At 61.5% G+C, this 24,513-nt stretch carries 24 protein-coding genes, 6 tRNA genes and 3 rRNA genes; 12 read left to right on the forward strand and 21 right to left on the reverse strand.

The annotated features are described in order from the left end of the window. Positions 1-36: 36 nt before the first annotated feature. From rplL to U0034_RS08250, 18 genes are all read right to left on the reverse strand, one after another. The gene (gene rplL / locus U0034_RS08165; RefSeq protein ID WP_085228335.1) at positions 37-414 is read right to left on the reverse strand and encodes a 50S ribosomal protein L7/L12; all 378 of its coding nucleotides are present in this window, start codon (positions 412-414) and stop codon (positions 37-39) included. Positions 415-498: 84 nt separating this feature from the next. Then, positions 499-996 carry a 50S ribosomal protein L10 gene (rplJ, locus tag U0034_RS08170; protein ID WP_085228336.1) on the reverse strand — a complete coding sequence of 166 codons (498 nt, stop codon included), beginning with the start codon at positions 994-996 and terminating at the stop codon, positions 499-501. 298 nt (positions 997-1,294) lie between these two features. Then, positions 1,295-1,996, reverse strand: a complete 702-nt coding sequence (gene rplA / locus U0034_RS08175) for a 50S ribosomal protein L1 (RefSeq protein ID WP_085228337.1) — start codon at positions 1,994-1,996, stop codon at positions 1,295-1,297. Then, the gene (gene rplK / locus U0034_RS08180) at positions 1,997-2,428 is read right to left on the reverse strand and encodes a 50S ribosomal protein L11 (protein ID WP_085228338.1); all 432 of its coding nucleotides are present in this window, start codon (positions 2,426-2,428) and stop codon (positions 1,997-1,999) included. Between the two features lie 159 nt (positions 2,429-2,587). Beyond that, entirely contained in the window at positions 2,588-3,148 is a 561-nt protein-coding gene (nusG, locus tag U0034_RS08185) for a transcription termination/antitermination protein NusG (protein ID WP_085228339.1), read from the reverse strand. A 1-nt stretch (position 3,149) separates the two neighbouring features. Beyond that, positions 3,150-3,530 (reverse strand): preprotein translocase subunit SecE, encoded by a 381-nt coding sequence (gene secE / locus U0034_RS08190; protein WP_085228340.1) that lies wholly within the window; start codon positions 3,528-3,530, stop codon positions 3,150-3,152. 36 nt (positions 3,531-3,566) lie between these two features. After that, a tRNA-Trp gene (locus tag U0034_RS08195) sits at positions 3,567-3,642 on the reverse strand. Positions 3,643-3,710: 68 nt separating this feature from the next. Next, the gene (gene tuf, locus U0034_RS08200) at positions 3,711-4,901 is read right to left on the reverse strand and encodes an elongation factor Tu (RefSeq protein ID WP_085228323.1); all 1,191 of its coding nucleotides are present in this window, start codon (positions 4,899-4,901) and stop codon (positions 3,711-3,713) included. Between the two features lie 63 nt (positions 4,902-4,964). Beyond that, a tRNA-Thr gene (locus U0034_RS08205) sits at positions 4,965-5,039 on the reverse strand. A gap of 17 nt (positions 5,040-5,056) precedes the next feature. Beyond that, positions 5,057-5,130, reverse strand: a tRNA-Gly gene (locus U0034_RS08210). Positions 5,131-5,185: 55 nt separating this feature from the next. Then, positions 5,186-5,271, reverse strand: a tRNA-Tyr gene (locus U0034_RS08215). 150 nt (positions 5,272-5,421) lie between these two features. Beyond that, a 5S ribosomal RNA gene (gene rrf, locus U0034_RS08220) occupies positions 5,422-5,535 on the reverse strand. Positions 5,536-5,758: 223 nt separating this feature from the next. After that, positions 5,759-8,642: ribosomal RNA gene (locus U0034_RS08225) — 23S ribosomal RNA — on the reverse strand. Positions 8,643-8,977: 335 nt separating this feature from the next. Then, positions 8,978-9,053: transfer RNA gene (locus U0034_RS08230), tRNA-Ala, on the reverse strand. A 109-nt stretch (positions 9,054-9,162) separates the two neighbouring features. Beyond that, positions 9,163-9,239: transfer RNA gene (locus tag U0034_RS08235), tRNA-Ile, on the reverse strand. 64 nt (positions 9,240-9,303) lie between these two features. Next, positions 9,304-10,834: ribosomal RNA gene (locus U0034_RS08240) — 16S ribosomal RNA — on the reverse strand. The 16S, 23S and 5S rRNA genes sit together here with 5 tRNA genes alongside, the layout of an rRNA operon. Before the next feature lie 432 nt (positions 10,835-11,266). Next, complete coding sequence (locus U0034_RS08245) at positions 11,267-12,505, reverse strand: SGNH/GDSL hydrolase family protein (RefSeq protein WP_244142502.1); 1,239 nt, start codon at positions 12,503-12,505, stop codon at positions 11,267-11,269. After that, on the reverse strand, positions 12,505-12,819 hold the full coding sequence (locus U0034_RS08250) for a hypothetical protein (protein ID WP_244951875.1): 315 nt from the start codon (positions 12,817-12,819) through the stop codon (positions 12,505-12,507). The genes U0034_RS08245 and U0034_RS08250 overlap by 1 nt, the downstream gene beginning before the upstream one ends. Positions 12,820-12,925: 106 nt before the next feature. On the opposite strand from U0034_RS08250, the gene U0034_RS08255 reads away from it, so the two are divergent. The 10 genes from U0034_RS08255 to U0034_RS08300 all read left to right on the forward strand — a co-directional run bounded on the left by U0034_RS08255 (position 12,926) and on the right by U0034_RS08300 (position 20,068). Further along, positions 12,926-13,306, forward strand: coding sequence for a hypothetical protein (locus tag U0034_RS08255; RefSeq protein WP_233211860.1), 381 nt, complete (start codon positions 12,926-12,928; stop codon positions 13,304-13,306). 3 nt (positions 13,307-13,309) lie between these two features. Then, the gene (locus tag U0034_RS08260) at positions 13,310-13,801 is read left to right on the forward strand and encodes a hypothetical protein (protein ID WP_162801001.1); all 492 of its coding nucleotides are present in this window, start codon (positions 13,310-13,312) and stop codon (positions 13,799-13,801) included. Positions 13,802-13,831: 30 nt separating this feature from the next. Then, positions 13,832-14,308 carry a lytic transglycosylase domain-containing protein gene (locus U0034_RS08265; RefSeq protein ID WP_085228718.1) on the forward strand — a complete coding sequence of 159 codons (477 nt, stop codon included), beginning with the start codon at positions 13,832-13,834 and terminating at the stop codon, positions 14,306-14,308. A gap of 191 nt (positions 14,309-14,499) precedes the next feature. Beyond that, positions 14,500-15,498 carry a 1,2-phenylacetyl-CoA epoxidase subunit PaaA gene (gene paaA, locus U0034_RS08270; protein WP_085228717.1) on the forward strand — a complete coding sequence of 333 codons (999 nt, stop codon included), beginning with the start codon at positions 14,500-14,502 and terminating at the stop codon, positions 15,496-15,498. A 44-nt stretch (positions 15,499-15,542) separates the two neighbouring features. After that, entirely contained in the window at positions 15,543-15,827 is a 285-nt protein-coding gene (paaB, locus tag U0034_RS08275) for a 1,2-phenylacetyl-CoA epoxidase subunit PaaB (protein ID WP_085228716.1), read from the forward strand. A 7-nt stretch (positions 15,828-15,834) separates the two neighbouring features. Beyond that, positions 15,835-16,638 carry a 1,2-phenylacetyl-CoA epoxidase subunit PaaC gene (gene paaC / locus U0034_RS08280; RefSeq protein WP_085228715.1) on the forward strand — a complete coding sequence of 268 codons (804 nt, stop codon included), beginning with the start codon at positions 15,835-15,837 and terminating at the stop codon, positions 16,636-16,638. Positions 16,639-16,681: 43 nt separating this feature from the next. After that, the gene (paaD, locus tag U0034_RS08285) at positions 16,682-17,218 is read left to right on the forward strand and encodes a 1,2-phenylacetyl-CoA epoxidase subunit PaaD (protein ID WP_085228714.1); all 537 of its coding nucleotides are present in this window, start codon (positions 16,682-16,684) and stop codon (positions 17,216-17,218) included. A gap of 20 nt (positions 17,219-17,238) precedes the next feature. Continuing rightward, entirely contained in the window at positions 17,239-18,327 is a 1,089-nt protein-coding gene (gene paaE, locus U0034_RS08290) for a 1,2-phenylacetyl-CoA epoxidase subunit PaaE (protein ID WP_085228749.1), read from the forward strand. A gap of 211 nt (positions 18,328-18,538) precedes the next feature. After that, positions 18,539-19,153: a TetR/AcrR family transcriptional regulator gene (locus U0034_RS08295; RefSeq protein WP_085228713.1), complete on the forward strand. Its 615-nt coding sequence runs from the start codon at positions 18,539-18,541 to the stop codon at positions 19,151-19,153. Between the two features lie 243 nt (positions 19,154-19,396). Next, positions 19,397-20,068 (forward strand): GNAT family N-acetyltransferase, encoded by a 672-nt coding sequence (locus U0034_RS08300; RefSeq protein WP_085228712.1) that lies wholly within the window; start codon positions 19,397-19,399, stop codon positions 20,066-20,068. A gap of 117 nt (positions 20,069-20,185) precedes the next feature. Here the strand turns inward: U0034_RS08300 and U0034_RS08305 are convergent, their stop codons facing one another. Then, complete coding sequence (locus tag U0034_RS08305) at positions 20,186-20,677, reverse strand: Lrp/AsnC family transcriptional regulator (RefSeq protein ID WP_085228711.1); 492 nt, start codon at positions 20,675-20,677, stop codon at positions 20,186-20,188. A 148-nt stretch (positions 20,678-20,825) separates the two neighbouring features. Here U0034_RS08305 and hppD point away from each other — a divergent pair, with 148 nt between their 5' ends. Next, positions 20,826-21,923 carry a 4-hydroxyphenylpyruvate dioxygenase gene (hppD, locus tag U0034_RS08310; RefSeq protein WP_085228748.1) on the forward strand — a complete coding sequence of 366 codons (1,098 nt, stop codon included), beginning with the start codon at positions 20,826-20,828 and terminating at the stop codon, positions 21,921-21,923. A gap of 113 nt (positions 21,924-22,036) precedes the next feature. Here the strand turns inward: hppD and U0034_RS08315 are convergent, their stop codons facing one another. Together U0034_RS08315 and U0034_RS08320 are read right to left on the reverse strand one after the other, a co-directional pair. Then, positions 22,037-22,240, reverse strand: coding sequence for a hypothetical protein (locus tag U0034_RS08315; RefSeq protein WP_085228710.1), 204 nt, complete (start codon positions 22,238-22,240; stop codon positions 22,037-22,039). Between the two features lie 162 nt (positions 22,241-22,402). Next, positions 22,403-23,527 (reverse strand): MBL fold metallo-hydrolase, encoded by a 1,125-nt coding sequence (locus U0034_RS08320; protein ID WP_085228709.1) that lies wholly within the window; start codon positions 23,525-23,527, stop codon positions 22,403-22,405. 84 nt (positions 23,528-23,611) lie between these two features. On the opposite strand from U0034_RS08320, the gene U0034_RS08325 reads away from it, so the two are divergent. Continuing rightward, positions 23,612-24,226 (forward strand): TetR/AcrR family transcriptional regulator, encoded by a 615-nt coding sequence (locus U0034_RS08325; protein WP_085228708.1) that lies wholly within the window; start codon positions 23,612-23,614, stop codon positions 24,224-24,226. Positions 24,227-24,513 lie beyond the last annotated feature (287 nt).

Below are 24,513 nucleotides of genomic sequence, written 5' to 3' on the forward strand. Positions count from 1 at the left end.
GGAAAAACCGCCAGCCTTCGCCGAGCGAGACGGATATTACTTGATCTCGGCCTTCGCGCCAGCGTCTTCCAGCTTCTTCTTCGCCTCTTCGGCAGCGGCCTTGGGCACCGCTTCCTTGACGGGCTTCGGTGCGCCGTCGACGAGGTCCTTCGCTTCCTTCAGGCCCAGGCCCGTCAGTTCGCGAACGGCCTTGATGACGGAAACCTTGTTCGCGCCGGCTTCGAGCAGGTTGACCGTGAACTCGGTCTGCTCTTCAGCAGCGGCAGCAGCGCCGCCGCCCGCCGGGCCCGCGGCGACTGCGACAGCCGCAGCCGACACGCCGAACTTCTCTTCGAACGCCTTCACGAGGTCGTTCAGTTCCATCACCGACATCGTGCCTACGGCTTCGAGGATGTCTTCTTTTGCGATTGCCATTTGAAATACTCCTAAATTGAATTCGGATACAGCCAGCGATCGGTTACGCCAGGCTGAAGTGCGCCATGCGCGGCCTGTGTGAAATCAGGCCGCTTCGCCCTGCTTCTTCTCCGCGAGCGCGGCGAGCGCGCGAGCGAAGCCCGAAACAGGTGCCTGCATGACGAACAGCAGCTTGGAGAGCAGTTCTTCGCGGCTCGGGATGCTGGCAAGCGCTTGCACGCCGGCCTTGTCCATCACCTTGCCTTCGTAGGAACCGGCCTTGATGACCAACTTATCGTTGCCCTTGCTGAAGTCGTTGACGACTTTAGCGGCAGCGACGGCATCTTCCGAGATGCCATAGATCAGGGGACCGGTCATCTGCTCAGCCAAAGGAGCGAACGGGGTACCTTCGACGGCGCGACGCGCCAGCGTGTTCTTCAACACGCGCAGATACACCTGCTGCTCGCGCGCTTTCGCGCGCAGCTTCGTCAGATCGCCAACCGCGATTCCACGATACTCGGCCAGCACGATGGTCTGAGCTTTCGCGACTCGCGCGGAAACCTCAGCCACGACCGCCTGCTTACCTTCTTTGTTGAGTGGCACGGTTAGCCTCCAGATTCGACACGCCTGACTTCTCGCCCTGCGTGCCGCGTTCAACAACGGCGTCCGAGCTGTTAGGAGCATTTCGACCGCCTGCCCCTGCGCATCGCTGCACCGGGCAAACCATCTCATCACTACTAAACTTTTTCGGGTTCGCCATCTGCGTTGGCTTCATTAAGGGGTCACCCAACTACGGCGGCCCCACCAACGGTCTTTGACAACCGGCCGCGAGAAGCAACTGCCTTCTCGCGACCGCCCAAAGCACTTGAAACCGCGCCGGCGAACCGACGCGGTCGATTCATTACTGCTGTGCGGCGAGCGAGGCCTGATCGACGCGAACGCCGACGCCCATCGTGCTCGACACGGCGACCTTGCGCAGGTACACGCCCTTGCTCGTCGCCGGCTTAGCCTTTTGCAGCGCTTCGATCAGCGCCGACAGGTTCGTACGCAGCGCGGTCGGCTCGAACGAAGCACGGCCGATCGTTGCGTGGATGATACCGGCCTTGTCGACGCGGAACTGCACCTGACCAGCCTTCGCGTTCTTGACCGCGGTGGCAACGTCGGGCGTGACCGTGCCGACCTTCGGGTTCGGCATGAGGCCGCGCGGGCCGAGGATCTGACCAAGCGTACCGACGACACGCATCGTGTCGGGCGACGCGATCACGACGTCGAAATTCAGATTGCCGCCCTTGATCTGCTCGGCGAGGTCTTCCATGCCGACGATTTCGGCGCCGGCGGCGCGAGCTTGCTCAGCCTTGTCGCCTTGCGCGAACACGGCGACACGCACCGACTTGCCGGTACCGGCGGGCAGCACGACGGAGCCGCGAACGACCTGATCCGACTTCTTCGCATCGATGCCGAGTTGCACGGCAACGTCGATCGACTCGTCGAACTTCGCGGTTGCGCATTCCTTCACGAGCGCGAGTGCGTCATCGATCGGGTAGAGCTTCTGACGGTCGACCTTGGCGGCGAATGTCCGCAGACGCTTAGAAAGCTTGGCCATTTACACGCCCTCCACGGTGATGCCCATCGAGCGGGCGCTGCCTGCGATCGTACGAACAGCTGCGTCGAGATCCGCAGCGGTGAGATCGGGCATCTTCGTCTTGGCGATTTCTTCGGCTTGTGCGCGCGTGATCTTGCCGACCTTGTCGGTGTGCGGCTTGCTCGAGCCCTTGTCGAGCTTCGCAGCCTTCTTGATCAAAACCGTTGCCGGCGGCGTCTTGAGGATGAACGTGAAGCTCTTGTCCGCGAACGCGGTGATCACGACGGGCACGGGCAGGCCCGGCTCCATCGATTGGGTCTGCGCGTTGAACGCCTTGCAGAACTCCATGATGTTCAGGCCGCGCTGGCCCAGCGCCGGACCGACCGGCGGCGACGGGTTGGCTTTACCTGCAGGGATCTGCAGCTTGATAAAGCCGATGATTTTCTTTGCCATTTCGACAAACCTCTTAGGAACGCATGAAGCGTTCGGTGAGTGATAACGCACGTTCGCCTACGAACTTCGACGGCTACTGGCGCTCCTCAACGGTCAACGATGCGGACCGTAAGCGCAGAAAACGGACCGCCCGCTGTTGGGCGATCCGCCATATTTCGATCAAAGCTTTTCGACCTGGCCGAATTCCAGCTCGACGGGCGTTGCACGTCCGAAGATGGTGACGGAGACGCGTACGCGCGACTTCTCGTAGTTGACTTCTTCGACCGTGCCGTTGAAGTCCGTGAACGGACCGTCCTTGACACGCACCATCTCGCCGACTTCGAACAACGTCTTGGGGCGCGGCTTTTCGACGCCCTCTTGCATCTGCGACATGATCTTTTCGACTTCCCGGGGGGAAATCGGGCTCGGGCGGTTGCGTGCGCCGCCAACGAAGCCGGTTACCTTCGCCGTGTTCTTCACGAGGTGCCACGTCTCGTCGGTCATTTCCATTTCGACGAGCACATAGCCCGGGAAAAACCGACGCTCGGTCACGGACTTGTGACCGCCCTTCACTTCGACCACTTCCTCAGTCGGAACGAGGATCTGGCCAAACTTGTCCTGCATGCCTGCGCGCTCGATGCGCTCCTGAAGCGCGCGCTGGACGCTCTTTTCCATGCCCGAGTAGGCATGGACGACGTACCAACGCTTACCGCCCGGAGAGGCTGGAGTATCGCCGCTCATATCATTTCCAACCCAGAATCGCCGAGAAAATGGCCCACTCGATGGACTTATCGCTGACCCAGAGGAACACAGCCATGACGAGCACGAAGCCGAAGACCACGAGGGTGGTCTGCGTCGCTTCCTTGCGAGTCGGCCAGACGACCTTGCGGACTTCCTTGTACGACTCTTTGGCGAATGCGATAAACCCCTTGCCGGGGGAGGAGAAGAGACCGACCACCACACCTGCGGCAACACCGACCGCGAGCGCGGCTCCGCGCACATACCACTGCTGGCCACTCAGCCAGAAGAACGCAACGAATCCGGCCAAGACCAGCAATACACCCGCGATGAGCATCAATTTGTCGCTGGAAGTATCCACAGCTTCGACGGAAGGATTCGCCATAACACCTTAACTTACGCGCAACGCGCGCAGAAATTTTGGCAGGGGCAGAGGGAATCGAACCCCCAACCTTCGGTTTTGGAGACCGACGCTCTGCCAGTTGAGCTATACCCCTAAACCATTTGGGGTTGACCGTCAGGCCAACCCCGAAACCGCTGACCACCGAGTACTAACTGGCTTACTTTACTCGATGATCTTTGCAACGACACCTGCGCCGACGGTACGGCCGCCTTCACGGATAGCGAAGCGCAGACCTTCTTCCATGGCGATCGGGGCGATCAGCTTGACCGTGATCGACACGTTGTCGCCCGGCATCACCATTTCCTTGTCCTTCGGCAGCTCGATCGAGCCCGTCACGTCCGTCGTACGGAAGTAGAACTGCGGACGGTAGTTGTTGAAGAACGGCGTGTGACGGCCGCCTTCGTCCTTGCTCAGCACGTACACTTCAGCCGTGAAGTGCGTGTGCGGCGTGATCGAACCCGGCTTGGCCAGAACCTGGCCGCGCTCCACTTCTTCACGCTTCGTGCCGCGCAGCAGGATACCCACGTTGTCGCCTGCCTGACCTTGGTCCAGCAGCTTGCGGAACATTTCCACGCCCGTGCAGGTCGTCTTCAGCGTCGGCTTGATACCGACGATTTCGATTTCCTCACCGACCTTGATCACGCCACGCTCCACGCGACCCGTCACCACCGTGCCGCGGCCCGAGATCGAGAACACGTCTTCCACCGGCATCAGGAACGCACCGTCCACTGCGCGCTCCGGCGTCGGGATGTACGTGTCCAGCGCGTCGGCCAGGTTCATGATCGCCACTTCACCCAGCTCGCCCTTGTCGCCTTCCAGCGCCAGCTTCGCCGAGCCCTTGATGATCGGCGTGTCGTCGCCCGGGAAGTCGTACTTCGACAGCAGCTCGCGCACTTCCATTTCCACCAGCTCGAGCAGTTCCGCGTCGTCCACCATGTCGCACTTGTTCAGGAACACGATGATGTACGGCACGCCCACCTGGCGCGCCAGCAGAATGTGCTCGCGCGTTTGCGGCATCGGGCCGTCAGCGGCCGAGCACACCAGGATGGCGCCGTCCATCTGCGCCGCGCCCGTGATCATGTTCTTCACGTAGTCCGCGTGACCCGGGCAGTCCACGTGTGCGTAGTGACGGTTGGCCGTCTCGTACTCGATGTGCGCCGTGTTGATCGTGATGCCGCGCGCCTTTTCTTCCGGTGCCGCGTCGATTTCGTCGTACTTCTTCGCTTCGCCGCCGAACTTCGCCGACAACACCGTCGCGATCGCCGCCGTCAGCGTCGTCTTGCCATGATCGACGTGACCAATCGTGCCGACGTTCACGTGCGGCTTGGTCCGCTCAAACTTCTCTTTAGCCATGTTCGACTCCTAAGAGGATTACCGTATGTTGCGCCGCACGCAAACTATCACAGACAAACTTGCTGGTGCCCATGGGCAGGATCGAACTGCCGACCTCTCCCTTACCAAGGGAGTGCTCTACCACTGAGCCACATGGGCGCTACTTCTTGGCATATTGGAGCGGGTGAAGGGAATCGAACCCTCGTCGTAAGCTTGGAAGGCTTCTGCTCTACCATTGAGCTACACCCGCTAAGGCTTCACGATCGTGCCTTTACGATTCCTGCCGCACCACAGCTTGCATATTCTGGTGGAGGAGGTTGGATTCGAACCAACGTAGGCGTAAGCCAACAGATTTACAGTCTGCCCCCTTTAGCCACTCGGGCACCCCTCCGCAGAGAACGGATGATTATGAAGGCGACGCTTCACAATGTCAAGCACCGTGTGCAAGCCGCCTCGATCAACCCTCTCACTTATTAGGGGCGGACGGCAAAGCAAAAACCCCCGCGAGCTTGGAGCTGGCGGGGGTTTTCAGAAGAAGGGAGCCTGACGATTACCTACTTTCACACGGGCAATCCGCACTATCATCGGCGTGGAGTCGTTTCACGGTCCTGTTCGGGATGGGAAGGGGTGGTACCAACTCGCTATGGTCATCAGGCATGACTTGTTGCTGCGCAGCGGTGTGGGCTGCGAAGCCAATCTGGGAAGAAGTATCGCGTAATGTTTGCTGTGCCTTGACCGGCGTGATGCGCTGAAGCGCACACTCTGGCGGGCGGGGTAGTGCTTGTACGGCACTGAATCGCGAGTCAACCTGAGCGCGCCTGTCACACACTGAACGCGGTGCGGGGCACGCGCGATCAGAGCGAAGACGCTCCGGTTATAGGATCAAGCCTTACGGGCAATTAGTATCGGTTAGCTGAGTGCATTACTGCACGTACACACCCGACCTATCAACGTCCTGGTCTTGAACGACCCTTCAAGGGGATCGAGTCCCCAGGGAAGTCTCATCTTGAGGCGAGTTTCCCGCTTAGATGCTTTCAGCGGTTATCTCTTCCGAACATAGCTACCCGGCGATGCCACTGGCGTGACAACCGGTACACCAGAGGTTCGTCCACTCCGGTCCTCTCGTACTAGGAGCAGCCCCCCTCAAACTTCCAACGCCCACGGCAGATAGGGACCAAACTGTCTCACGACGTTTTAAACCCAGCTCACGTACCTCTTTAAATGGCGAACAGCCATACCCTTGGGACCGGCTACAGCCCCAGGATGAGATGAGCCGACATCGAGGTGCCAAACACCGCCGTCGATATGAACTCTTGGGCGGTATCAGCCTGTTATCCCCAGAGTACCTTTTATCCGTTGAGCGATGGCCCTTCCATACAGAACCACCGGATCACTATGACCTGCTTTCGCACCTGCTCGACTTGTCGGTCTCGCAGTTAAGCACGCTTATGCCATTGCACTATCAGCACGATTTCCGACCGTACCTAGCGTACCTTCGTACTCCTCCGTTACACTTTGGGAGGAGACCGCCCCAGTCAAACTGCCTACCATGCACTGTCCCCGACCCGGATCACGGGCCAAGGTTAGAACCTCAAACAAACCAGGGTGGTATTTCAAGGACGGCTCCACCGAAACTAGCGTTCCGGTTTCATAGCCTCCCACCTATCCTACACAGATCGGTTCAAAGTCCAATGCAAAGCTACAGTAAAGGTTCATGGGGTCTTTCCGTCTAGCCGCGGGGAGATTGCATCATCACAAACACTTCAACTTCGCTGAGTCTCGGGAGGAGACAGTGTGGCCATCGTTACGCCATTCGTGCAGGTCGGAACTTACCCGACAAGGAATTTCGCTACCTTAGGACCGTTATAGTTACGGCCGCCGTTTACCGGGACTTCAATCAAGAGCTTGCACCCCATCATTTAATCTTCCGGCACCGGGCAGGCGTCACACCCTATACGTCCACTTTCGTGTTTGCAGAGTGCTGTGTTTTTATTAAACAGTCGCAGCCACCAGTTTATTGCAACCCCTTCACCCTCCTGGCGCGAGCCAGTCAAGCTACAAGGGCGTACCTTATCCCGAAGTTACGGTACCAATTTGCCGAGTTCCTTCTCCCGAGTTCTCTCAAGCGCCTTAGAATACTCATCTCGCCCACCTGTGTCGGTTTGCGGTACGGTCATCGTGAGACTGAAGCTTAGAGGCTTTTCTTGGGACCCCTTCCGATTGCTTCGCGGCTTATAGCCACTCGCGCCACACCCTTGAATTACGCGCCCGGATTTGCCTAAGCGCCTTCTCCAATGCAGCGACCGGGACTTCCAACACCCGGACAACCTTCCGCGATCCGTCCCCCCATCGCATCTCACGACGGTGCAGGAATATTGACCTGCTTCCCATCAGCTACGCATTTCTGCCTCGCCTTAGGGGCCGACTCACCCTACGCCGATGAACGTTGCGTAGGAAACCTTGGGCTTACGGCGAGGGGGCCTTTCACCCCCTTTATCGCTACTCATGTCAGCATTCGCACTTCCGATACCTCCAGCATCCTTTACAAGACACCTTCGCAGGCTTACGGAACGCTCTCCTACCACACGTACTTACGTACGCATCCGCAGCTTCGGTATATGGCTTAGCCCCGTTACATCTTCCGCGCAGGACGACTCGATCAGTGAGCTATTACGCTTTCTTTAAAGGGTGGCTGCTTCTAAGCCAACCTCCTGACTGTTTTAGCCTTCCCACTTCGTTTCCCACTTAGCCATATTTGGGGACCTTAGCTGGCGGTCTGGGTTGTTTCCCTCTTGACACCGGACGTTAGCACCCGATGTCTGTCTCCCGTGATTACACTCTTTGGTATTCGGAGTTTGCTATGGCGAAGTAATCCGCAATGGACCCTTCAACCATGACAGTGCTCTACCCCCGAAGGTGACACACGAGGCACTACCTAAATAGTTTTCGGAGAGAACCAGCTATTTCCAAGTTTGTTTAGCCTTTCACCCCTATCCACAGCTCATCCCCTAACTTTTCAACGTTAGTGGGTTCGGTCCTCCAGTACGTGTTACCGCACCTTCAACCTGGCCATGGATAGATCACTTGGTTTCGGGTCTACGCCCAGCAACTGAACGCCCTATTCGGACTCGCTTTCGCTACGCCTGCCCTAATCGGTTAAGCTTGCTACTGAACGTAAGTCGCTGACCCATTATACAAAAGGTACGCCGTCACCCCTTACGAGGCTCCGACTGTTTGTATGCATGCGGTTTCAGGATCTATTTCACTCCCCTCCCGGGGTTCTTTTCGCCTTTCCCTCACGGTACTGGTTCACTATCGGTCGATCACGAGTATTTAGCCTTGGAGGATGGTCCCCCCATCTTCAGACAGGATTTCACGTGTCCCGCCCTACTTGTCGTACACCTAGTTCTTCCTCGCTGTTTTCGCCTACAGGGCTATCACCTGCTATGGCCGCACTTTCCAGAGCGTTCGGCTAACAACAAAGATAAAGAGTACAAGGCTCATCCCATTTCGCTCGCCACTACTTTGGGAATCTCGGTTGATTTCTGTTCCTGCGGTTACTTAGATGTTTCAGTTCACCGCGTTCGCTTCGCATGGCCTATGTATTCAGCCATGGATGACCCATACGGGCCGGGTTTCCCCATTCGGACATCTCCGGATCAAAGCTTGTTTGCCAGCTCCCCGGAGCTTTTCGCAGGCTACCGCGTCCTTCATCGCCTGTGATCGCCAAGGCATCCACCACATGCACTTGTTCGCTTGACCCTATAACGAGAGCGTCTCTCTTCGAGCCGCTTGCGCTACAGGTTGAGTTCTCGCGCTTGTGCCGTATTCCAAGGGCATCTTTCGATTCCCTTTTCATACTTCGATACAATCACTACCCATTGATATCTTCCACGTCCATCTCATCAGACGCTTCCAATATCCATTACTACTTCTTCCAGATTGTTAAAGATCGACAGCCGACTTGTTCAGTCGCTCTGACTGGCTCTATCGCCAATGACAAAGGCTCGAGCGGATGCGCTCACGCACTTGTCATTGGGGACCCCCCTTCGGCGATCGCACCCACGTACGCGCTAAAGCGCCAACGTGGGCGGGGATGGTGGAGGCAGACGGGATCGAACCGACGACCCCCTGCTTGCAAAGCAGGTGCTCTCCCAGCTGAGCTATGCCCCCAGGCACAACCAATTTGACACTCAGATAACTCCGTCGCTTATCACCACCGCTTAACTCCCTTCGGGAGTGAGATGCTCGTAAGTGCTAAAGCACTAACGATCATCGCAATTGGTGGGTCTGGTTGGATTCGAACCAACGACCCCCGCCTTATCAAGACGGTGCTCTAACCGACTGAGCTACAGACCCCTGAGTCTGTCAATCTTCACAGCCGATAAGCGTGAGTACTTAATCTTGAGCGCGCAAGCTCTGGAAAGGAGGTGATCCAGCCGCACCTTCCGATACGGCTACCTTGTTACGACTTCACCCCAGTCATGAATCCTACCGTGGTGACCGTCCTCCTTGCGGTTAGACTAGCCACTTCTGGTAAAACCCACTCCCATGGTGTGACGGGCGGTGTGTACAAGACCCGGGAACGTATTCACCGCGGCATGCTGATCCGCGATTACTAGCGATTCCAGCTTCATGCACTCGAGTTGCAGAGTGCAATCCGGACTACGATCGGTTTTCTGGGATTGGCTCCCCCTCGCGGGTTGGCGACCCTCTGTTCCGACCATTGTATGACGTGTGAAGCCCTACCCATAAGGGCCATGAGGACTTGACGTCATCCCCACCTTCCTCCGGTTTGTCACCGGCAGTCTCCTTAGAGTGCTCTTGCGTAGCAACTAAGGACAAGGGTTGCGCTCGTTGCGGGACTTAACCCAACATCTCACGACACGAGCTGACGACAGCCATGCAGCACCTGTGCGACGGTTCTCTTTCGAGCACTCCCACCTCTCAGCGGGATTCCGTCCATGTCAAGGGTAGGTAAGGTTTTTCGCGTTGCATCGAATTAATCCACATCATCCACCGCTTGTGCGGGTCCCCGTCAATTCCTTTGAGTTTTAATCTTGCGACCGTACTCCCCAGGCGGTCAACTTCACGCGTTAGCTTCGTTACTAAGGAAATGAATCCCCAACAACTAGTTGACATCGTTTAGGGCGTGGACTACCAGGGTATCTAATCCTGTTTGCTCCCCACGCTTTCGTGCATGAGCGTCAGTATTGGCCCAGGGGGCTGCCTTCGCCATCGGTATTCCTCCACATCTCTACGCATTTCACTGCTACACGTGGAATTCTACCCCCCTCTGCCATACTCTAGCCCGCCAGTCACCAATGCAGTTCCCAGGTTAAGCCCGGGGATTTCACATCGGTCTTAGCGAACCGCCTGCGCACGCTTTACGCCCAGTAATTCCGATTAACGCTCGCACCCTACGTATTACCGCGGCTGCTGGCACGTAGTTAGCCGGTGCTTATTCTTCCGGTACCGTCATCCCCGCCCGGTATTATCAGGCAGGATTTCTTTCCGGACAAAAGTGCTTTACAACCCGAAGGCCTTCTTCGCACACGCGGCATTGCTGGATCAGGGTTGCCCCCATTGTCCAAAATTCCCCACTGCTGCCTCCCGTAGGAGTCTGGGCCGTGTCTCAGTCCCAGTGTGGCTGGTCGTCCTCTCAGACCAGCTACGGATCGTCGCCTTGGTAGGCCTTTACCCCACCAACTAGCTAATCCGCCATCGGCCGCCCCTTGAGCGCGAGGCCCGAAGGTCCCCCGCTTTCCTCTCCCGAGCGTATGCGGTATTAATCCGGCTTTCGCCGGGCTATCCCCCACTCCAGGACACGTTCCGATGTATTACTCACCCGTTCGCCACTCGCCACCAGGGTTGCCCCCGTGCTGCCGTTCGACTTGCATGTGTAAAGCATGCCGCCAGCGTTCAATCTGAGCCAGGATCAAACTCTTCAGTTCAATACCTGTTACTGTTTTCGACTCTCTCGAGTCGGTCGCTCACTCAACGTACTGACAGGATTCATCCATCTCTCGACGGACAAACCTTACTCTCAATACAGCGTGAGACTTGATACTTTCGCTTCATCGAACCCCGAAGGATTCGACTGCGCTCGCCATCAAGTACCCACACTTATCGGCTGTGAATTGTTAAAGATCACGTCGCTCAACACCGCGGCACCTACCTTCCGTACCGCCCGTCTTGCGTTGCTGCATCAGCAGCAGAGAAACGAGATTATGCAGAGCGTTTCGCTTTTCGTCAACAGGTTTTTTCGCACTCCGCTTAAAACTTGTTGCCGCCGCTCCCGCTACGACTTCCTCGTCGCCCTCATTCCAAATGAGGAAGCGAATAGTAGGCCAAACACCGCGTCGTGACAAGCGCATGACGCCACTTTATTTTTGCGCTCGGCCCATACCTCCCGTCACCGCCTCGAGCGGAACCGCCCGGGCCATCGCGGCATAGCCTTCGTCGCCCGGATGAATGTGGTCGCCGCTGTCGAAACGGCGGTCCAGCCGCTCCGGATGTGCCGGATCGCGCAGCGCGGCGTCGAAGTCCACTACGCCGTCGAACGCTCGGCTCGAGCGGATCCAGTCGTTCACAGCCTTGCGCGTCGCTTCTCGCTCCGGCGGCAGCGACGCCGGCGTAAGCGTCGCACCGAAGATGCGCACGCCCCGCCGATGGGCTTGCTCGATCAGCCGGCGGTAGCCATCGATCAGATCGCGCGCCGTGACGGCGGTGTGCGGGAAATCGCAGTCTAGCCCGGCGCGCGGCGGCATCGCCGCGAAATTGATGTCGTTGATACCGATGAGCACGATTGCGGCGCGCACCCCGCTCACCCCGAGCGCGTCGCGCTCGAAGCGCCGCTCGAGCGCCTCGCCGTAGCATGGCGAATCGCTCAGCAGGCGATTGCCGCTGATTCCGAGGTTGACCACCGCCGTAGGCGCGGCGCCGGCAGCCGCGAGCCTGCGTGCGAGTGCATCGGTGTAGCGCCGGTTGCGCTCCAGGCTCGAGCGCATGCCGTCCGTGATCGAATCGCCGATCGCGACAATGGCGGCGGCACTCGGCGCCCGCACGTCGAGCGCGCTGACCCACACCGATTCGGTGAACTTGCGTGGGTATTCGAGCGCGGCCGCGTCCGCAGTGTGATCGCCGGGGGTCGACACGTAATTGAGCTGGCTTGCCACACGGTGCCATGCGCTCAGCTTCTGGCGAGCGCCCGTCGCAAGGCTGATCGCGTATGGCTCGCCGGCGCTCACCGGCACCTCGATCGGATCGCTCTCGGTTTGTGCTCCTGGACCGAGCGTGACCGACGCGCGCCCGCCGAACGTCACCCGGACCGACGTGCCAGGGCGTATCGCCGCTCCGCCCGCGGAGCGCGCGAACGCGACGCTGGTCAGCGTCAGCGGCCCACGCCCGTAGGCGTTGCTGATGCGAAGCCGAACGCCTCGCCCCGAGAGCGTCGGATAAACGATCTGCCGCACGGTGCGGCCCGCCACATCCGGCCCGCTATAGAGCGGCGGCGGCGACTCGATCTCCGGAATCGATTGCATGGCCGTTGCCCAGGCGGTCACCCAGCCACCGGCATCGGGCGCCGCGGCCTGCACAGGTGCGCCGGCGACAGTCGCGGCCATCAGCATCGATGCGATAAAAGCGCGGCGGGCGCGCGAAAGAAGACGAGCGGACATCTGTGGTCGAAAAAGGGAACGCGATGCGGCGATTTTGCCCGACGAATCCGACACGTGTCGAAAAGGGCCTCCGTCTCGTTCGCGCGCTTGTCCTGCTCGTCCCGCTCCTCCCGCTCCTCCCGCTCCTCCCGCTCCTCCCGCTCCTCCCGCTCCTCCCGCTCCTCCCGCTCCTCCCGCTCCTCCCGCTCCTCCCGCTCCTCCCGCTCGTCCCGCTCCTCCCGCTCCTCCCGCTCGTCCCGCTCCTCCCGCCGGCTGCTCACCCGGCATGCGAAGCCCCGTCGGTGTTTTCCCGGTATTCGCTTTCGTCGGTTTTAATCATCGGCCCCTGGCTGCCGATAAGGCATTTTTCGGGTGATGGAGACCGACTTGAAAGCACTCGTGAGTCTGCTTGTCGTGGCCGCCCTCTCGGGGTGTGCCCAGTTACAAGCCCTGCAGTCGAACAGGCAGCCTTCACCGGCCGCGTCGCCTCAGCCGCCCGCCCCGCTCGTCGACATTACGATTCCCGCCGATGCGCTGGGCGCCCGCGACCCTCGCTTGACGGACGTGCTTGCGAAGGTGGGCATGCTCGCTTCGAAGCAGCCGCAGTCCACCACGGTCGTAATCGCGGCGCTCACGCAGGATTTCGCGTACCTGAATCAGTCGGTCCGGCGCGGTATCGCGCCCTCCCGAGCCAGTTCGGTGCGGCTCGAGAACATCGCCGCGGGCAGTTGCCAGCCCTACAGCGTGCAGGTCAAACCCGCCGAGTAGCCCATGGAAACCGTCATGATTCCGCGTTTCGCCCCGGCCACGGCCGGCGTCGGCCTGTTCGTCCCTTTCGTCCCTTTCGTCCCTTTCGTCCCTTTCGTCCCTTTCGTCCCTTTCGTCCTTCTCGCGACCGCGCTGCCCGCGCGCGCCGAGACGAGCCGATCCGGAGGCGCATTCACCCCGCCCGCCAAGGTCGCCACGGAAACCGCAGGCCCCAGCCAGCTCTTTCCGCCGCTGCCGCCGCTTGCGTCGCTGCCGCCATCGGCCGCCCAACAGCTGGAAGAAGGCGCCCCGGCCGCCGGCGAGCGCAAGCCCGGCAAGAAGACGCACCGGGGCGCGCCGCGCAGGACTGCGGAGACGAGCGTGCGAATGGTCGTCAGCGACGATTCGATCGCCTACCTCGCCGCAGTAGACCGCAAACTCGACGACGCCCTGCGCCATGCGCCGCGCGATCCGCACGCAGCGCCCGGTGTTGTCTCGGTCGCGCTGTCGCGATAGCGCGGAACACGGATACCGGAGCCGACGACGATGCCCTTGTCCCCCACCGCCCTTCCCGCTGCCCGCCTGTGGCGTCGGACCGCCGTGCTGGCGCTCCTCGGGGCGTCGCTGGCACCTTGCCTGGCCCGTGCCGACGACGATTGCTTCGCTCGCGCGGGAAGCTACCAGGGGGTGAACCCGCTCGTCTTGCGGGCGATTGCCTGGTACGAGTCGAAGGGCAACCCCAATGCGATCCACCGCAACGCGGACGGCAGCATCGACATCGGCCAGGCCCAGATCAACTCGGTGCACTTCGCTGAGTTGCGCCGCCATGGCGTGCCGCCGGCCGCGCTCAAGGATCCCTGCGTCAACACCTACGTGGCCGCCTGGATGCTCAAACAAAAGATGATCCGCCACGGCAACACGTGGCAGGCGATCGGCGCCTATCACTCCGAGACACCGGCCCTGCGCGATCACTATGCGCGCGGCATCCACGCCGTGCTCGTCTCCTGGGGCGTCGCGCCATAGGGGGCGGCTGGCGATTGCCCGAAGGCAATCATGAATAAGACGAAAGACGAACGGCCGCCTGCCCCGGCCGGGGCCAGGGCACTCCGCGTGCGCTCCTCCATTCGACCCGATAAATTTATTTATTAACCGACCGGTCGGTTGATTTATACTGACGTCCACGCCAATCCCCTGTCAGGACGACCCGGTTCGCCATGTACACGCAATCTCTGGATCTCCCCGGCAATGTCGCGGCCGCCGAAGCCGGACCAGCCACGCCCGAGCAGGAACGCTTCGATGCGGTGATCGCGACCGACGGCAAGATCGAACCGCGGGACTGGATGCCGGAGGCCTATCGCAAGACGCTCGTGCGGCAAATTTCGCAGCACGCGCACTCTGAAATCGTCGGCATGCTGCCCGAGGGCAACTGGATCAGCCGCGCGCCGAGCCTCAAGCGAAAAGCCATCCTGCTCGCCAAGGTTCAGGACGAGGGCGGCCACGGGCTCTATCTCTATAGCGCCGCCGAGACGCTCGGTGTCGCGCGCGATGCGCTCGTCGATGCCCTTCATGCCGGCCGCGCCAAATACTCGAGCATCTTCAATTACCCGACGCCTGCCTGGGCTGACGTCGGCGTCATCGGATGGCTCGTGGACGGCGCCGCGATCATGAACCAGATTCCGCTGTGCCGCTGTACCTACGGCCCCTATGCGCGCGCGATGATCCGCATCTGCAAGGAGGAATCGTTCCATCAGCGCCAAGGCTTCGATGCCCTGCTCGCGATGATGCGCGGCACCGACGCGCAACGCGCCATGGTGCAGCAGGCCGTGAACCGCTGGTGGTGGCCCGTACTGATGATGTTCGGCCCGAGCGACAAGGATTCCGTGCACAGCCAGCAGTCCGCCCAATGGGGCATCAAGCGCATCTCGAACGACGACCTGCGGCAAAAGTTCGTCGACGCCACCGTCGAGCAAGCCAAAGTGCTGGGCGTGAGCCTGCCCGATCCGGATCTGAAATGGAACGAGGCGCGCGGCCATTACGACTATGGCGCGATCGATTGGGACGAGTTCTGGCGCGTCGTGAACGGCGACGGGCCGTGCAACAAAGAGCGTCTTGCCACGCGCGTGAAAGCGCACGAGGAAGGCGCATGGGTGCGCGAAGCCGCGCTTGCGCACAGCGAGAAAGTGCGCGCACGCGAGCGGCAGCGGGCAGCCTGAGGCCCGCCGCTTCCTACACCGTCTTCACGAGGGAGAGAATTTCGATGAACAAGGAATGGCCGATCTGGGAAGTCTTCGTGCGCAGCAAGCAGGGGCTCGACCACAAGCACTGCGGGAGCCTCCATGCGGCGGATGCGTCGATGGCACTGCGCATGGCGCGCGACGTCTATACGCGGCGCCAGGAAGGCGTGAGCATCTGGGTCGTTCCGGCAGCGGCCATCACCGCATCGGACCCCAACGAAAAAGGCGAGTTCTTCGATCCCGCCGGCGACAAGATCTACCGCCACCCGACGTTCTATACGTTGCCCGCAGAAGTCGATCACATGTGAGCCGCTCATGACCATTACCGCGGAACACATCGCCTACGTGCTGCGGCTCGCCGACAATGCACTGATCCTCGGCCAGCGCAATGCCGAATGGTGCGGGCATGGGCCCGTGCTGGAAGAAGACATCGCGCTCGCCAATATGAGCCTCGACCTCATCGGGCAGGCGCGCCTGCTCTACACGCATGCGGCGGCGCTCGAAGCGCAAGCTGGCGGCGCGCCGCGCACCGAGGACGACTACGCCTACTTTCGCAGCGAGCGCGAATTTCGCAACTACACGCTCGTGGAGCTGCCTCACTGCGGCCCGCTCTGTGCCACGGCCCGAACCGAGCGCGACTATGCCGTCACGATCGTGCGCAACTTTTTCTACGCGGCGCTGATGGCACACCTGTGGCCGGCGCTCGAAGCGTCGCGCGACGAAACGCTCGCCGCGATCGCCGCCAAAGCGATCAAGGAGACACGCTACCACTTGCATCATGCGCGCGAATGGCTCGTGCGCTTCGGCGACGGCACCGATGAATCGCATCGCCGCGCACAGGCAGCGCTCGACTATCTGCTGCCGTATACGCGCGAGTTTTTCGCCTCCGATCCGATCGAGCAGGCCGTCGCGCGCGCCGGCATCGGCGTGGAGGCGGCCGATGTCGAAGCGGCGTGGTCAGCCGATCTCGCCAGCGCACTCGACGAAGCGACCCTCGCGCGGCCAGAGCCCGCGCAGTACGTGACGCAGGGCAAACTCGGCGAGCACTCGGAGCACATCGGCTTCCTGCTCGCCGAAATGCAAAGCCTCGCGCGTCAGCACCCCGGCGCGACCTGGTAGGCGTGGGCACCGTGCCACCTCAAGCCCCTGCGGCATCGGCAACATGTTAAGCACTCCACAACTTCAGGCCGACGAGCGCCTCGCGCAGGCGTGGGCGGTGCTCGAATCGGTGCCCGACCCGGAGATCCCCGTCGTCTCCATTCGCGAACTCGGGATCCTGCGCGGGCTTGCTCGCGACGAGGATGGCCTGCTGCACGTCACGATCACGCCCACCTATTCCGGATGTCCCGCAATGGCGCAGATCGCCGAGGATATCGGCGCGGCACTCGATCAGGCAGGACTCGCGCCTTATCGCATCGAGACCGTGCTCGCGCCGCCCTGGTCGACCGATTGGATCAGCGAAAGCGCTCGCGCGAAGTTGCACGCCTACGGCATCGCGCCGCCTGCCGGCCATTGCGCCAGCACGCCCGCCGCCGAGCAACCGGTCCGTTTCGCTGCGCCCATGGGCGTGGCCCCGGCCTGCCCGCGATGCGGCTCCGCGCAAACGGAACGACTGGCGCAGTTCGGCTCGACTGCCTGCAAAGCGCTTTACCGATGTCTTGCCTGCCGCGAGCCGTTCGACTACTTCAAACCGTATTGATCAGATTGGATATGGCGATTATGGCGACCCCGCAATTTCATTCGCTGCGCATTCGCGAGGTGCGGCCCGAAACGGCCGATTCGGTCTCGGTCTCGTTCGAGGTGCCGCCCGCGCTGCGCGAGCACTATCGCTTCACGCAAGGCCAGTTCGTCACGCTGAAGGCCCACGTCGACGGCATCGAGTTGCGGCGCTCCTATTCGATCTGCGTCGGCGTGACCGATTACGAGCGCGACGGCGAACTGCGCATCGGCATCAAACGCGTGCGCGGCGGGCGTTTTTCCAACTTCGCCTTCGATACGCTCGAACCGGGGCATACGATCGACGTCATGACGCCCGACGGGCGTTTCTTCACGCATCTGAATGCCGAGCACGGCAAGCGATACCTCGCTTTCGCCGGCGGTTCGGGTATCACGCCCGTGCTCGCCATTGTCAAGACGACGCTCGAGCTCGAGCCGCGCAGCACGTTCACGCTCGTCTACGGTAACCGCGACGTGGCCTCGATCATGTTCGCCGAAGCGCTCGAGGATCTGAAGAACCGTTATATGGATCGCTTCGTCCTGTACCACGTGCTCTCCGACGATCTCCAGGATGTGGCGCTCTTCAACGGCGTGCTCGACGAGGCCAAATGCACGGCCTTCCTCCAAACGCTCGTACCCGCCGACTCGGTCGACGAGGCATTCATCTGCGGTCCCGCGCCTATGATGGACGCCGCCGAAGCCGCACTGAAGGCCGCCGGCCTGGCCGAAACGAAGATCCACGTGGAGCGCTTCGGTACCCCGCTGCCGCAAGCAGGCGCCCCCGTCATCGAGATCACCGATGCGACACCGGCGGCCGAACTCGAAATCGTCCTCGACGGTAAGCGCCGCAAGCTGCGCCTGCCCTACGAAGGCGCGAGCCTGCTCGACGTCGGCCTGCACGCCGGCCTCGCGCTGCCTTACGCCTGCAAGGGCGGCGTTTGCTGCACCTGTCGCGCGAAAGTGCTCGAAGGGCAGGTGCGCATGGACAAGAATTACACGCTCGAGGACCATGAGATCCGCGATGGCTTCGTGCTTACCTGCCAGTGTCATCCGGTTAGCGAACGCGTGGTCGTCAGCTACGACGAACGGTAAGCCGTAACCACAGACCGGCCCGATTGCAGGACAGTCCGGACAGTCCGGCCGGTCGAGCCGGCCCGGCCGCGTTGGTTTCGCGTAAACTAGCGCCGCGCAGCCGCCGCACCTCTTACGGGCGGCAGGCCGGCGCGGCCGCAGGCCCACGCCATCGCGTGCGGCCGCACCTCGCGGCAAAACGACAAAAACGCTTTCCTGATCGACCGACGCCATGGCCCGCACACGAGCCCCCGACCACGAAATCCAGCGCGACCAGATCCTCGAACTCGCCGCCGCCAAATTCGCGCAAACGAGCTACCCGAGCACGTCGATGGCAGACCTCGCCAATGCGAGCGGCACCTCCAAAGCGCGGCTCTATCACTATTACGACAGCAAGGAGGCGATTCTTTTCGATCTGCTCGACCGCTACACGAAGCGGCTCATGTTGATCATCGCCGAAGTCGAAGGCTCGAGCCAGCGCCGCGGGCTCTCGGAGCGCGAAACCTTTGCGGAACTCGTGCGCGCGTTCCTGACCGAGTACGAAACCTCGCACAGCCGGCACGTGGCGCTGCTCAACGACGTGAAGTATCTGGTCGACGCACAACGTGAAATCATCCTCGACCGGCAACGGGACATCGTGGCCGCATTCTCCCGCCAACTTGCCCGCGCTTATCCGGAGCGCGTCGACAAGGACAACCAGACTCCGCTCACGATGATGGTCTTCGGCATGATCAACTGGACCTTCACCTGGCTCAAGCCCGGGGGCCAGCTCGGCTATCAGGATTTCGCCCGGCAGGTGGTCGACGTGCTCGAACACGGGCTCGCTCAGGGCGCTCCCCCGAAATAGCACAGCGACATTGCGCCGCAGCATCGGAAATGGGGCTACCCGCTCCGCCGAGCGGCCGTTTGCTCAAATGCAACACCCCCGACATCTCCTTACAGATCAGTCAGTTAGGTAGCAATTTTCTGGCCATTAGAGGCAGTCCTCAGCCATAGTACGGGTTTTCCCTAGTGCGCACGATGCGTTTCGGATAGAATTCGCACTGCATTGCAGCAGAATCGTGCAGCAGGCAGCACACAGGAGAACCACATGAACGACCACCGCCCCCGGGCCGCCGCACCGATCGACCTCGGTACCCGGCGCACGCACGACGCGAACGGTCGGGAACCGGCTCTCGCCCGCGAATTGACGGCGCGCGACCGCTGCAAGCTGCTCGATCACTTCCTCGCGCTTGGCGAGGACGACCGCTTCCTGCGCTTTGGCCAGGCCGTTCCCGATCACGTGATCGAAAACTATGTGCGCACGATCGACTTCGATCGCGATACGGTATTCGGCGTCTTCGACGAGGCGCTCGAACTCGTGGGCGTCGGTCACCTCGCCTACCTGCCCGACAACGGCGGCAAGCGCACGGCCGAGTTCGGGGTATCGGTGCTCGAACGCTCGCGCGGCAAGGGCATCGGCACGAAGCTCTTTGAGCGCGCCTCGATGCACAGCCGGAACACGCACGTGACGCAGCTCTATATGTATTGCCTTTCGCGCAATACGACGATGATGCACATCGCCAAGAAGGCAGGCATGCGCATCGAGTACGCCTACGGTAGCGCCGACGCCTATCTGTCGCTCCCGCCAGCGGATCAGGCCAGCATCCTGACCGAGATGCTGCTCGAGCAAGCCGCCGTATTCGACTACGCGATCAAGCGTCAGGCGCGGCGTACGACGCAGATCATCGAAGCGCTGATTCCATCCGACGCCGTCGCCTGAGGGTGTGCGGGGCGAACGGCGGTCGAACGCCATACCGAAGGGGTCCAGGGCGGCGAAAGCCGCCTTTTTTTTCGCCGTCGCGCCGGCGCGGGCCCCTGGCCGATCCGCCTCGAGGCGTCAGAGGATCGGCAGCGCCGTCGTTTCCTTGAAGCTTTCGAGCGAGAAGCTCGTCTTGACGTCGATTACCGACGGATGGTGTAGCAACTGATCCTGCACGAAGCGCGAGAAGTGCACCATGTCCTTCACCTGAACCCGCAGCAGATAATCCATCTCGCCCGTCATCGCGTGGCAGGCGACGACTTCGGGCCACGCCTGCACGGCCGCCCGGAACAATTCCGCATGCGTCGTGCCGCCGTGCCCGGTCGTGCCGCCGCGCTTTTCCAATCTGACGTTGACGTAGGCAAGCAGGCCCAGCCCCAGCTTCTGCGGATCGAGCAGCGCTACGTAACGCCGGATCACGCCCCCTTCCTCGAGCCGGCGAATGCGCCGCAGGCACGGGCTCGGCGAGAGATTCACGCGCTCGGCGATCTCCTGATTCGACGCGCGCCCGTCCTCCTGAAGGATCGCGAGAATGCGCCGGTCGACGGCATCGAGTTCGATCTCGGCCATTTTCCCCACCTTGTAGGCCACACATTGGCAGCAAATTGCGTCATCGTAGGACAGCGCGTTTTAGTTCGCAACATTTTGCCGCACCCCGCGCTATACACTTGCGTAATTGTTCATCGAGACGTGGTGCACGCCCGAGAAGGAGACACGCATGCAATTTCAGACGTGGGACAACCCCGTCGGTACCGACGGGTTCGAGTTCATCGAGTACACGGCGCCCGACCCGAAAGCGCTCGGCAAGCTCTTCGAGCGCATGGGCTTTACCGCCATCGCGCGCCATCGTCACAAGGATGTGACGCTCTATCGGCAAGGCGGAATCAACTTCATCGTCAACGCGGAACCCGATTCGTTCGCGCAGCGCTTCGCGCGGCTGCACGGTCCGTCGATCTGCGCCATTGCATTTCGCGTGCAGGATGCGGCCAAGGCCTATCGGCATGCGCTCGAACTCGGCGCCTGGGGCTTCGACAACAAGACCGGGCCGATGGAGCTCAACATTCCCGCGATCAAGGGCATCGGCGATTCGCTCATCTATTTCGTCGATCGCTGGCGCGGCAAAAACGGGGCGGCACCCGGCAGCGTCGGCGACATCGACATCTACGATGTCGACTTCGAACCGATCGCGGGCGCCGCGGCGGACCCGGTCGGGCACGGCCTCACATACATCGACCATCTGACGCACAACGTGCACCGCGGCCGCATGCAGGAGTGGGCCGCCTTCTATGAGCGGCTCTTCAACTTCCGCGAGGTCCGCTATTTCGACATCGAAGGCAAGGTCACCGGCGTGAAATCGAAAGCGATGACCTCGCCTTGCGGCAAGATCCGCATTCCCATCAACGAGGAAGGCTCGGAAACGCCTGGGCAGATCCAGGAGTATCTCGACGCCTATCACGGCGAAGGCATCCAGCACATCGCACTCGGCTCGGGCGATATCTACCGCACGGTCGATGGGCTGCGCGCCGCCGGCATCAAACTGCTCGATACGATCGACACCTATTACGAACTCGTCGATCGGCGCATACCCGGGCACGGCGAGCCACTCGAGGCGCTGAAGGCGCGCAAGATCCTGATCGACGGGGCCCACGACGATTTGCTGCTGCAGATCTTCACCGAGAACCAGATCGGGCCGATCTTCTTCGAAATCATCCAACGCAAGGGCAATCAAGGCTTCGGCGAAGGCAACTTCAAGGCGCTCTTCGAATCGATCGAACTCGATCAGATTCGCCGGGGCGTCGTGCACGACAACGTCTGACGCATTCCGGGCCGCCCCAAATGCAAAGGGCGAACCGTGGTTCGCCCGCGTGGTTCGCCCTCTTGCTCCTTGTGGCCGGCCGCGCTCGCATTCGGCGGCGCGGCAGCGTTCGATCAACGCTTGACGGAGAATTCGTCGCCCTTGGTTGCGGCCGTGTCCGGCTCGTTGCCAACCCCTGCGGAGGCGATCCGCGCCGCATGCGAAACCGCGGCGGCCATTCTATCCGCGGTCGCCGCCTCCGCAGCGCGAACCGGCAGGTTCATGGCGAAAAAGGCAGCGGACACCATCAGAAAGCTCTGAACGTTGCGCTTGTTCATCTGTACTCCTTATATTGCTGTCGCGCCCGGTCCGGCGGCGCGTGATTACGACGCTCGCTTCGTCAGCGAGAACGACATTAGACGATACCTGCCCCGCGGGTTCCACCTTCCGAACAACGCGTTACCTCGGTTACAGATCGATACGCCTGGGCAGGCCGCCGTTCAATTCGCGTTCCCGGCCCCGCGGCAGACGCGCGGGCGCCCAGCCCGCTTGGGCGTGCGCACAGGTTCGACGACATTGCGCCACCATCTTTCACCCCGATGCGGTTCGGCGAGGCTCAGCCGCTCACCCATGCGGGGCGTACAAAGCGCGATGCTCTGCGCGACGCTCAGCGACGTCACGCGTTCGAATGGTTCATGCCAGTGATGCATCGCAAGATCGAACGTGCCGTTGTGAACCGGCACGAGCCATCGCCCTTGCAAATCGATATGCGCCTGTACCGTCTCTTCGGGTTGCATATGGACGTACGGCCACTGAGCGTCATAGGCTCCCGTTTCGAGCAGCGTGACGTCGAACGGACCGAGACGTTCGCCGATGGCCTTGAAGCCCTCGAAGTAGCCCGTGTCTCCGCTAAAAAAGAGACGCAGGTCGTCATCGACGATCACCCACGATGCCCAAAGCGTGCTGTTTCCGTCGAACAGGCTGCGCCCGGAAAAATGCTGCGCGGGCGTAGCCGTGAGTTCGAGCCCGTCGATCTCGGTGCCCTGCCACCAGTCGAACTGGCGCACCTTCGCGGCATCGATGCCCCACTCGATCAGCCGATCGCCCACGCCGAGGGGCGCCAGGAACACGCCCGTCGTCGCCGCGAGCGCCAGCACCGAGTCGCGATCCAGGTGATCGTAGTGGTCGTGAGAGAGAATCACGCCCCGCAGCGGCGGCAGTTCTTCGAGCGCAATCGGCGGTGCGTGGAAGCGCTTCGGGCCGAAACGCCGAAACGGCGACGCCCGCTCGGCAAACACCGGGTCGGTCAGCCAGAACTGCCCGCGCAGTTTCAGCAACATCGTGGAATGCCCAAGACGGTACAGGCTGCGTTCAGGCGCGGCTTCGAGCTCCCCGCGCGTCAAGGCGTCCACCGGTACGGTGCCTGCAGGTACGGTGCCGCGCGGCTTGTTCAACAGGACGTTCCAGGCGATCCTCAGCATCTTGCCGATGCCCTCGACGGGACGCGGCTTGACGTTGCGAAAGCGCTCGCCGTCGTGTTGCGGCGAGGAACGCGACAGCGCCCGCCCGCGGTTCGCCGCCGCAACGCCGAGCGTACGGCCAAGAAAATCGGAGATAGATGACATGCGGGCGGCCTTCGGAACCAGAAGTAGACTAGCCAGTGTAGTTTATTTTCAATCAAAGTAAACCGCCCGGTGTAAAATTTCGCGATGGAACCCGCCACACCCGCTTTGCGCCTGACCGACCGGAAGCACGTCGCCATCATCGATGCGGCGATCGAGGAGTTCCGCGCCGCTGGCTTCGAGGCGACGAGCATGGACCGTATCGCGGCCCGTGCGAACGTCTCCAAGCGCACGGTCTACAACCATTTCCCGAGCAAGGAAGCGCTTTTCGCGGCCATCCTTCGCCAACTGTGGGAAGCCAGCCAGAAAGGCACGCCGCTGGCCTACCGTGCCGACGAACCGTTGCGCCCGCAGTTGCTGGCACTGCTGACGCGCAAATTGCGCCTGCTCGATGACGAAGCATTCCTGTCGCTCGCGCGTGTGGCGATCGCGGCCGGCATTCACTCGCCCGAACGCGCGCGGGACATGGTCGCGCGCATGGGCGAACGCGAGGAAGATCTGACGACGTGGGTGCGGGCGGCCGCGGCCGATGGCCGGCTACGCGCGCCGGACCCGGTCTTCGCCGCGTTGCAGTTGCAAGGGCTCGTCAAGGCGTTCGCTTTCTGGCCCCAAGTCACGATGGGGCAGCCGAGGCTGACGGAAGACGAGCAACGCCGCGTGGCCGAATCCGCCGCCGACCTCTTCCTCGCTCACTACGGCTGAGCGGTGGGCACCCAGCCCCCGGGCGCAAGATGCACCGGTCCTTCGCCTGCGCAGCCGACAGAAAAGTGAAGCGCCGCAGCGCCAGAAACGACCGGTACCCCGTCGACACACCAAAACAAGATAAGCCTTGCGCCGACGGGCGGCTTTCGCGTTGATTTCCCGCGATTTTTGACAGCCTGCGGCGGGTTTTTACCAGTGCTACCATCCCAAAAAAACAGTCAATATGGCAAGCCAAGGCGGACGCGTCCATAAGACGCCGACGCCAGCAATGTTTTGGTGATCCCAAA

Source organism: Trinickia caryophylli, assembly GCF_034424545.1.
Lineage (GTDB): Bacteria > Pseudomonadota > Gammaproteobacteria > Burkholderiales > Burkholderiaceae > Trinickia > Trinickia caryophylli.

What these genes read in the sequence shown, in the direction of transcription:
- paaD (WP_085228714.1), top strand. Translation starts at nt 16,682, where the DNA reads ATGTTAAGCACTCCACAACTTCAGGCCGACGAGCGCCTCGCGCAGGCG.
- U0034_RS08295 (WP_085228713.1), top strand. Translation starts at nt 18,539, where the DNA reads ATGGCCCGCACACGAGCCCCCGACCACGAAATCCAGCGCGACCAGATC.
- paaB (WP_085228716.1), top strand. Translation starts at nt 15,543, where the DNA reads ATGAACAAGGAATGGCCGATCTGGGAAGTCTTCGTGCGCAGCAAGCAG.
- paaC (WP_085228715.1), top strand. Translation starts at nt 15,835, where the DNA reads ATGACCATTACCGCGGAACACATCGCCTACGTGCTGCGGCTCGCCGAC.
- paaA (WP_085228717.1), top strand. Translation starts at nt 14,500, where the DNA reads ATGTACACGCAATCTCTGGATCTCCCCGGCAATGTCGCGGCCGCCGAA.
- rplK (WP_085228338.1), bottom strand. Translation starts at nt 2,428, where the DNA reads ATGGCAAAGAAAATCATCGGCTTTATCAAGCTGCAGATCCCTGCAGGT.
- paaE (WP_085228749.1), top strand. Translation starts at nt 17,239, where the DNA reads ATGGCGACCCCGCAATTTCATTCGCTGCGCATTCGCGAGGTGCGGCCC.
- U0034_RS08245 (WP_244142502.1), bottom strand. Translation starts at nt 12,505, where the DNA reads ATGGCCGCGACTGTCGCCGGCGCACCTGTGCAGGCCGCGGCGCCCGAT.
- U0034_RS08305 (WP_085228711.1), bottom strand. Translation starts at nt 20,677, where the DNA reads ATGGCCGAGATCGAACTCGATGCCGTCGACCGGCGCATTCTCGCGATC.
- rplA (WP_085228337.1), bottom strand. Translation starts at nt 1,996, where the DNA reads ATGGCCAAGCTTTCTAAGCGTCTGCGGACATTCGCCGCCAAGGTCGAC.
- U0034_RS08300 (WP_085228712.1), top strand. Translation starts at nt 19,397, where the DNA reads ATGAACGACCACCGCCCCCGGGCCGCCGCACCGATCGACCTCGGTACC.
- U0034_RS08265 (WP_085228718.1), top strand. Translation starts at nt 13,832, where the DNA reads ATGCCCTTGTCCCCCACCGCCCTTCCCGCTGCCCGCCTGTGGCGTCGG.
- nusG (WP_085228339.1), bottom strand. Translation starts at nt 3,148, where the DNA reads ATGAGCGGCGATACTCCAGCCTCTCCGGGCGGTAAGCGTTGGTACGTC.
- tuf (WP_085228323.1), bottom strand. Translation starts at nt 4,901, where the DNA reads ATGGCTAAAGAGAAGTTTGAGCGGACCAAGCCGCACGTGAACGTCGGC.
- secE (WP_085228340.1), bottom strand. Translation starts at nt 3,530, where the DNA reads ATGGCGAATCCTTCCGTCGAAGCTGTGGATACTTCCAGCGACAAATTG.
- U0034_RS08260 (WP_162801001.1), top strand. Translation starts at nt 13,310, where the DNA reads ATGGAAACCGTCATGATTCCGCGTTTCGCCCCGGCCACGGCCGGCGTC.
- U0034_RS08320 (WP_085228709.1), bottom strand. Translation starts at nt 23,527, where the DNA reads ATGTCATCTATCTCCGATTTTCTTGGCCGTACGCTCGGCGTTGCGGCG.
- U0034_RS08315 (WP_085228710.1), bottom strand. Translation starts at nt 22,240, where the DNA reads ATGAACAAGCGCAACGTTCAGAGCTTTCTGATGGTGTCCGCTGCCTTT.
- rplL (WP_085228335.1), bottom strand. Translation starts at nt 414, where the DNA reads ATGGCAATCGCAAAAGAAGACATCCTCGAAGCCGTAGGCACGATGTCG.
- hppD (WP_085228748.1), top strand. Translation starts at nt 20,826, where the DNA reads ATGCAATTTCAGACGTGGGACAACCCCGTCGGTACCGACGGGTTCGAG.
- U0034_RS08325 (WP_085228708.1), top strand. Translation starts at nt 23,612, where the DNA reads ATGGAACCCGCCACACCCGCTTTGCGCCTGACCGACCGGAAGCACGTC.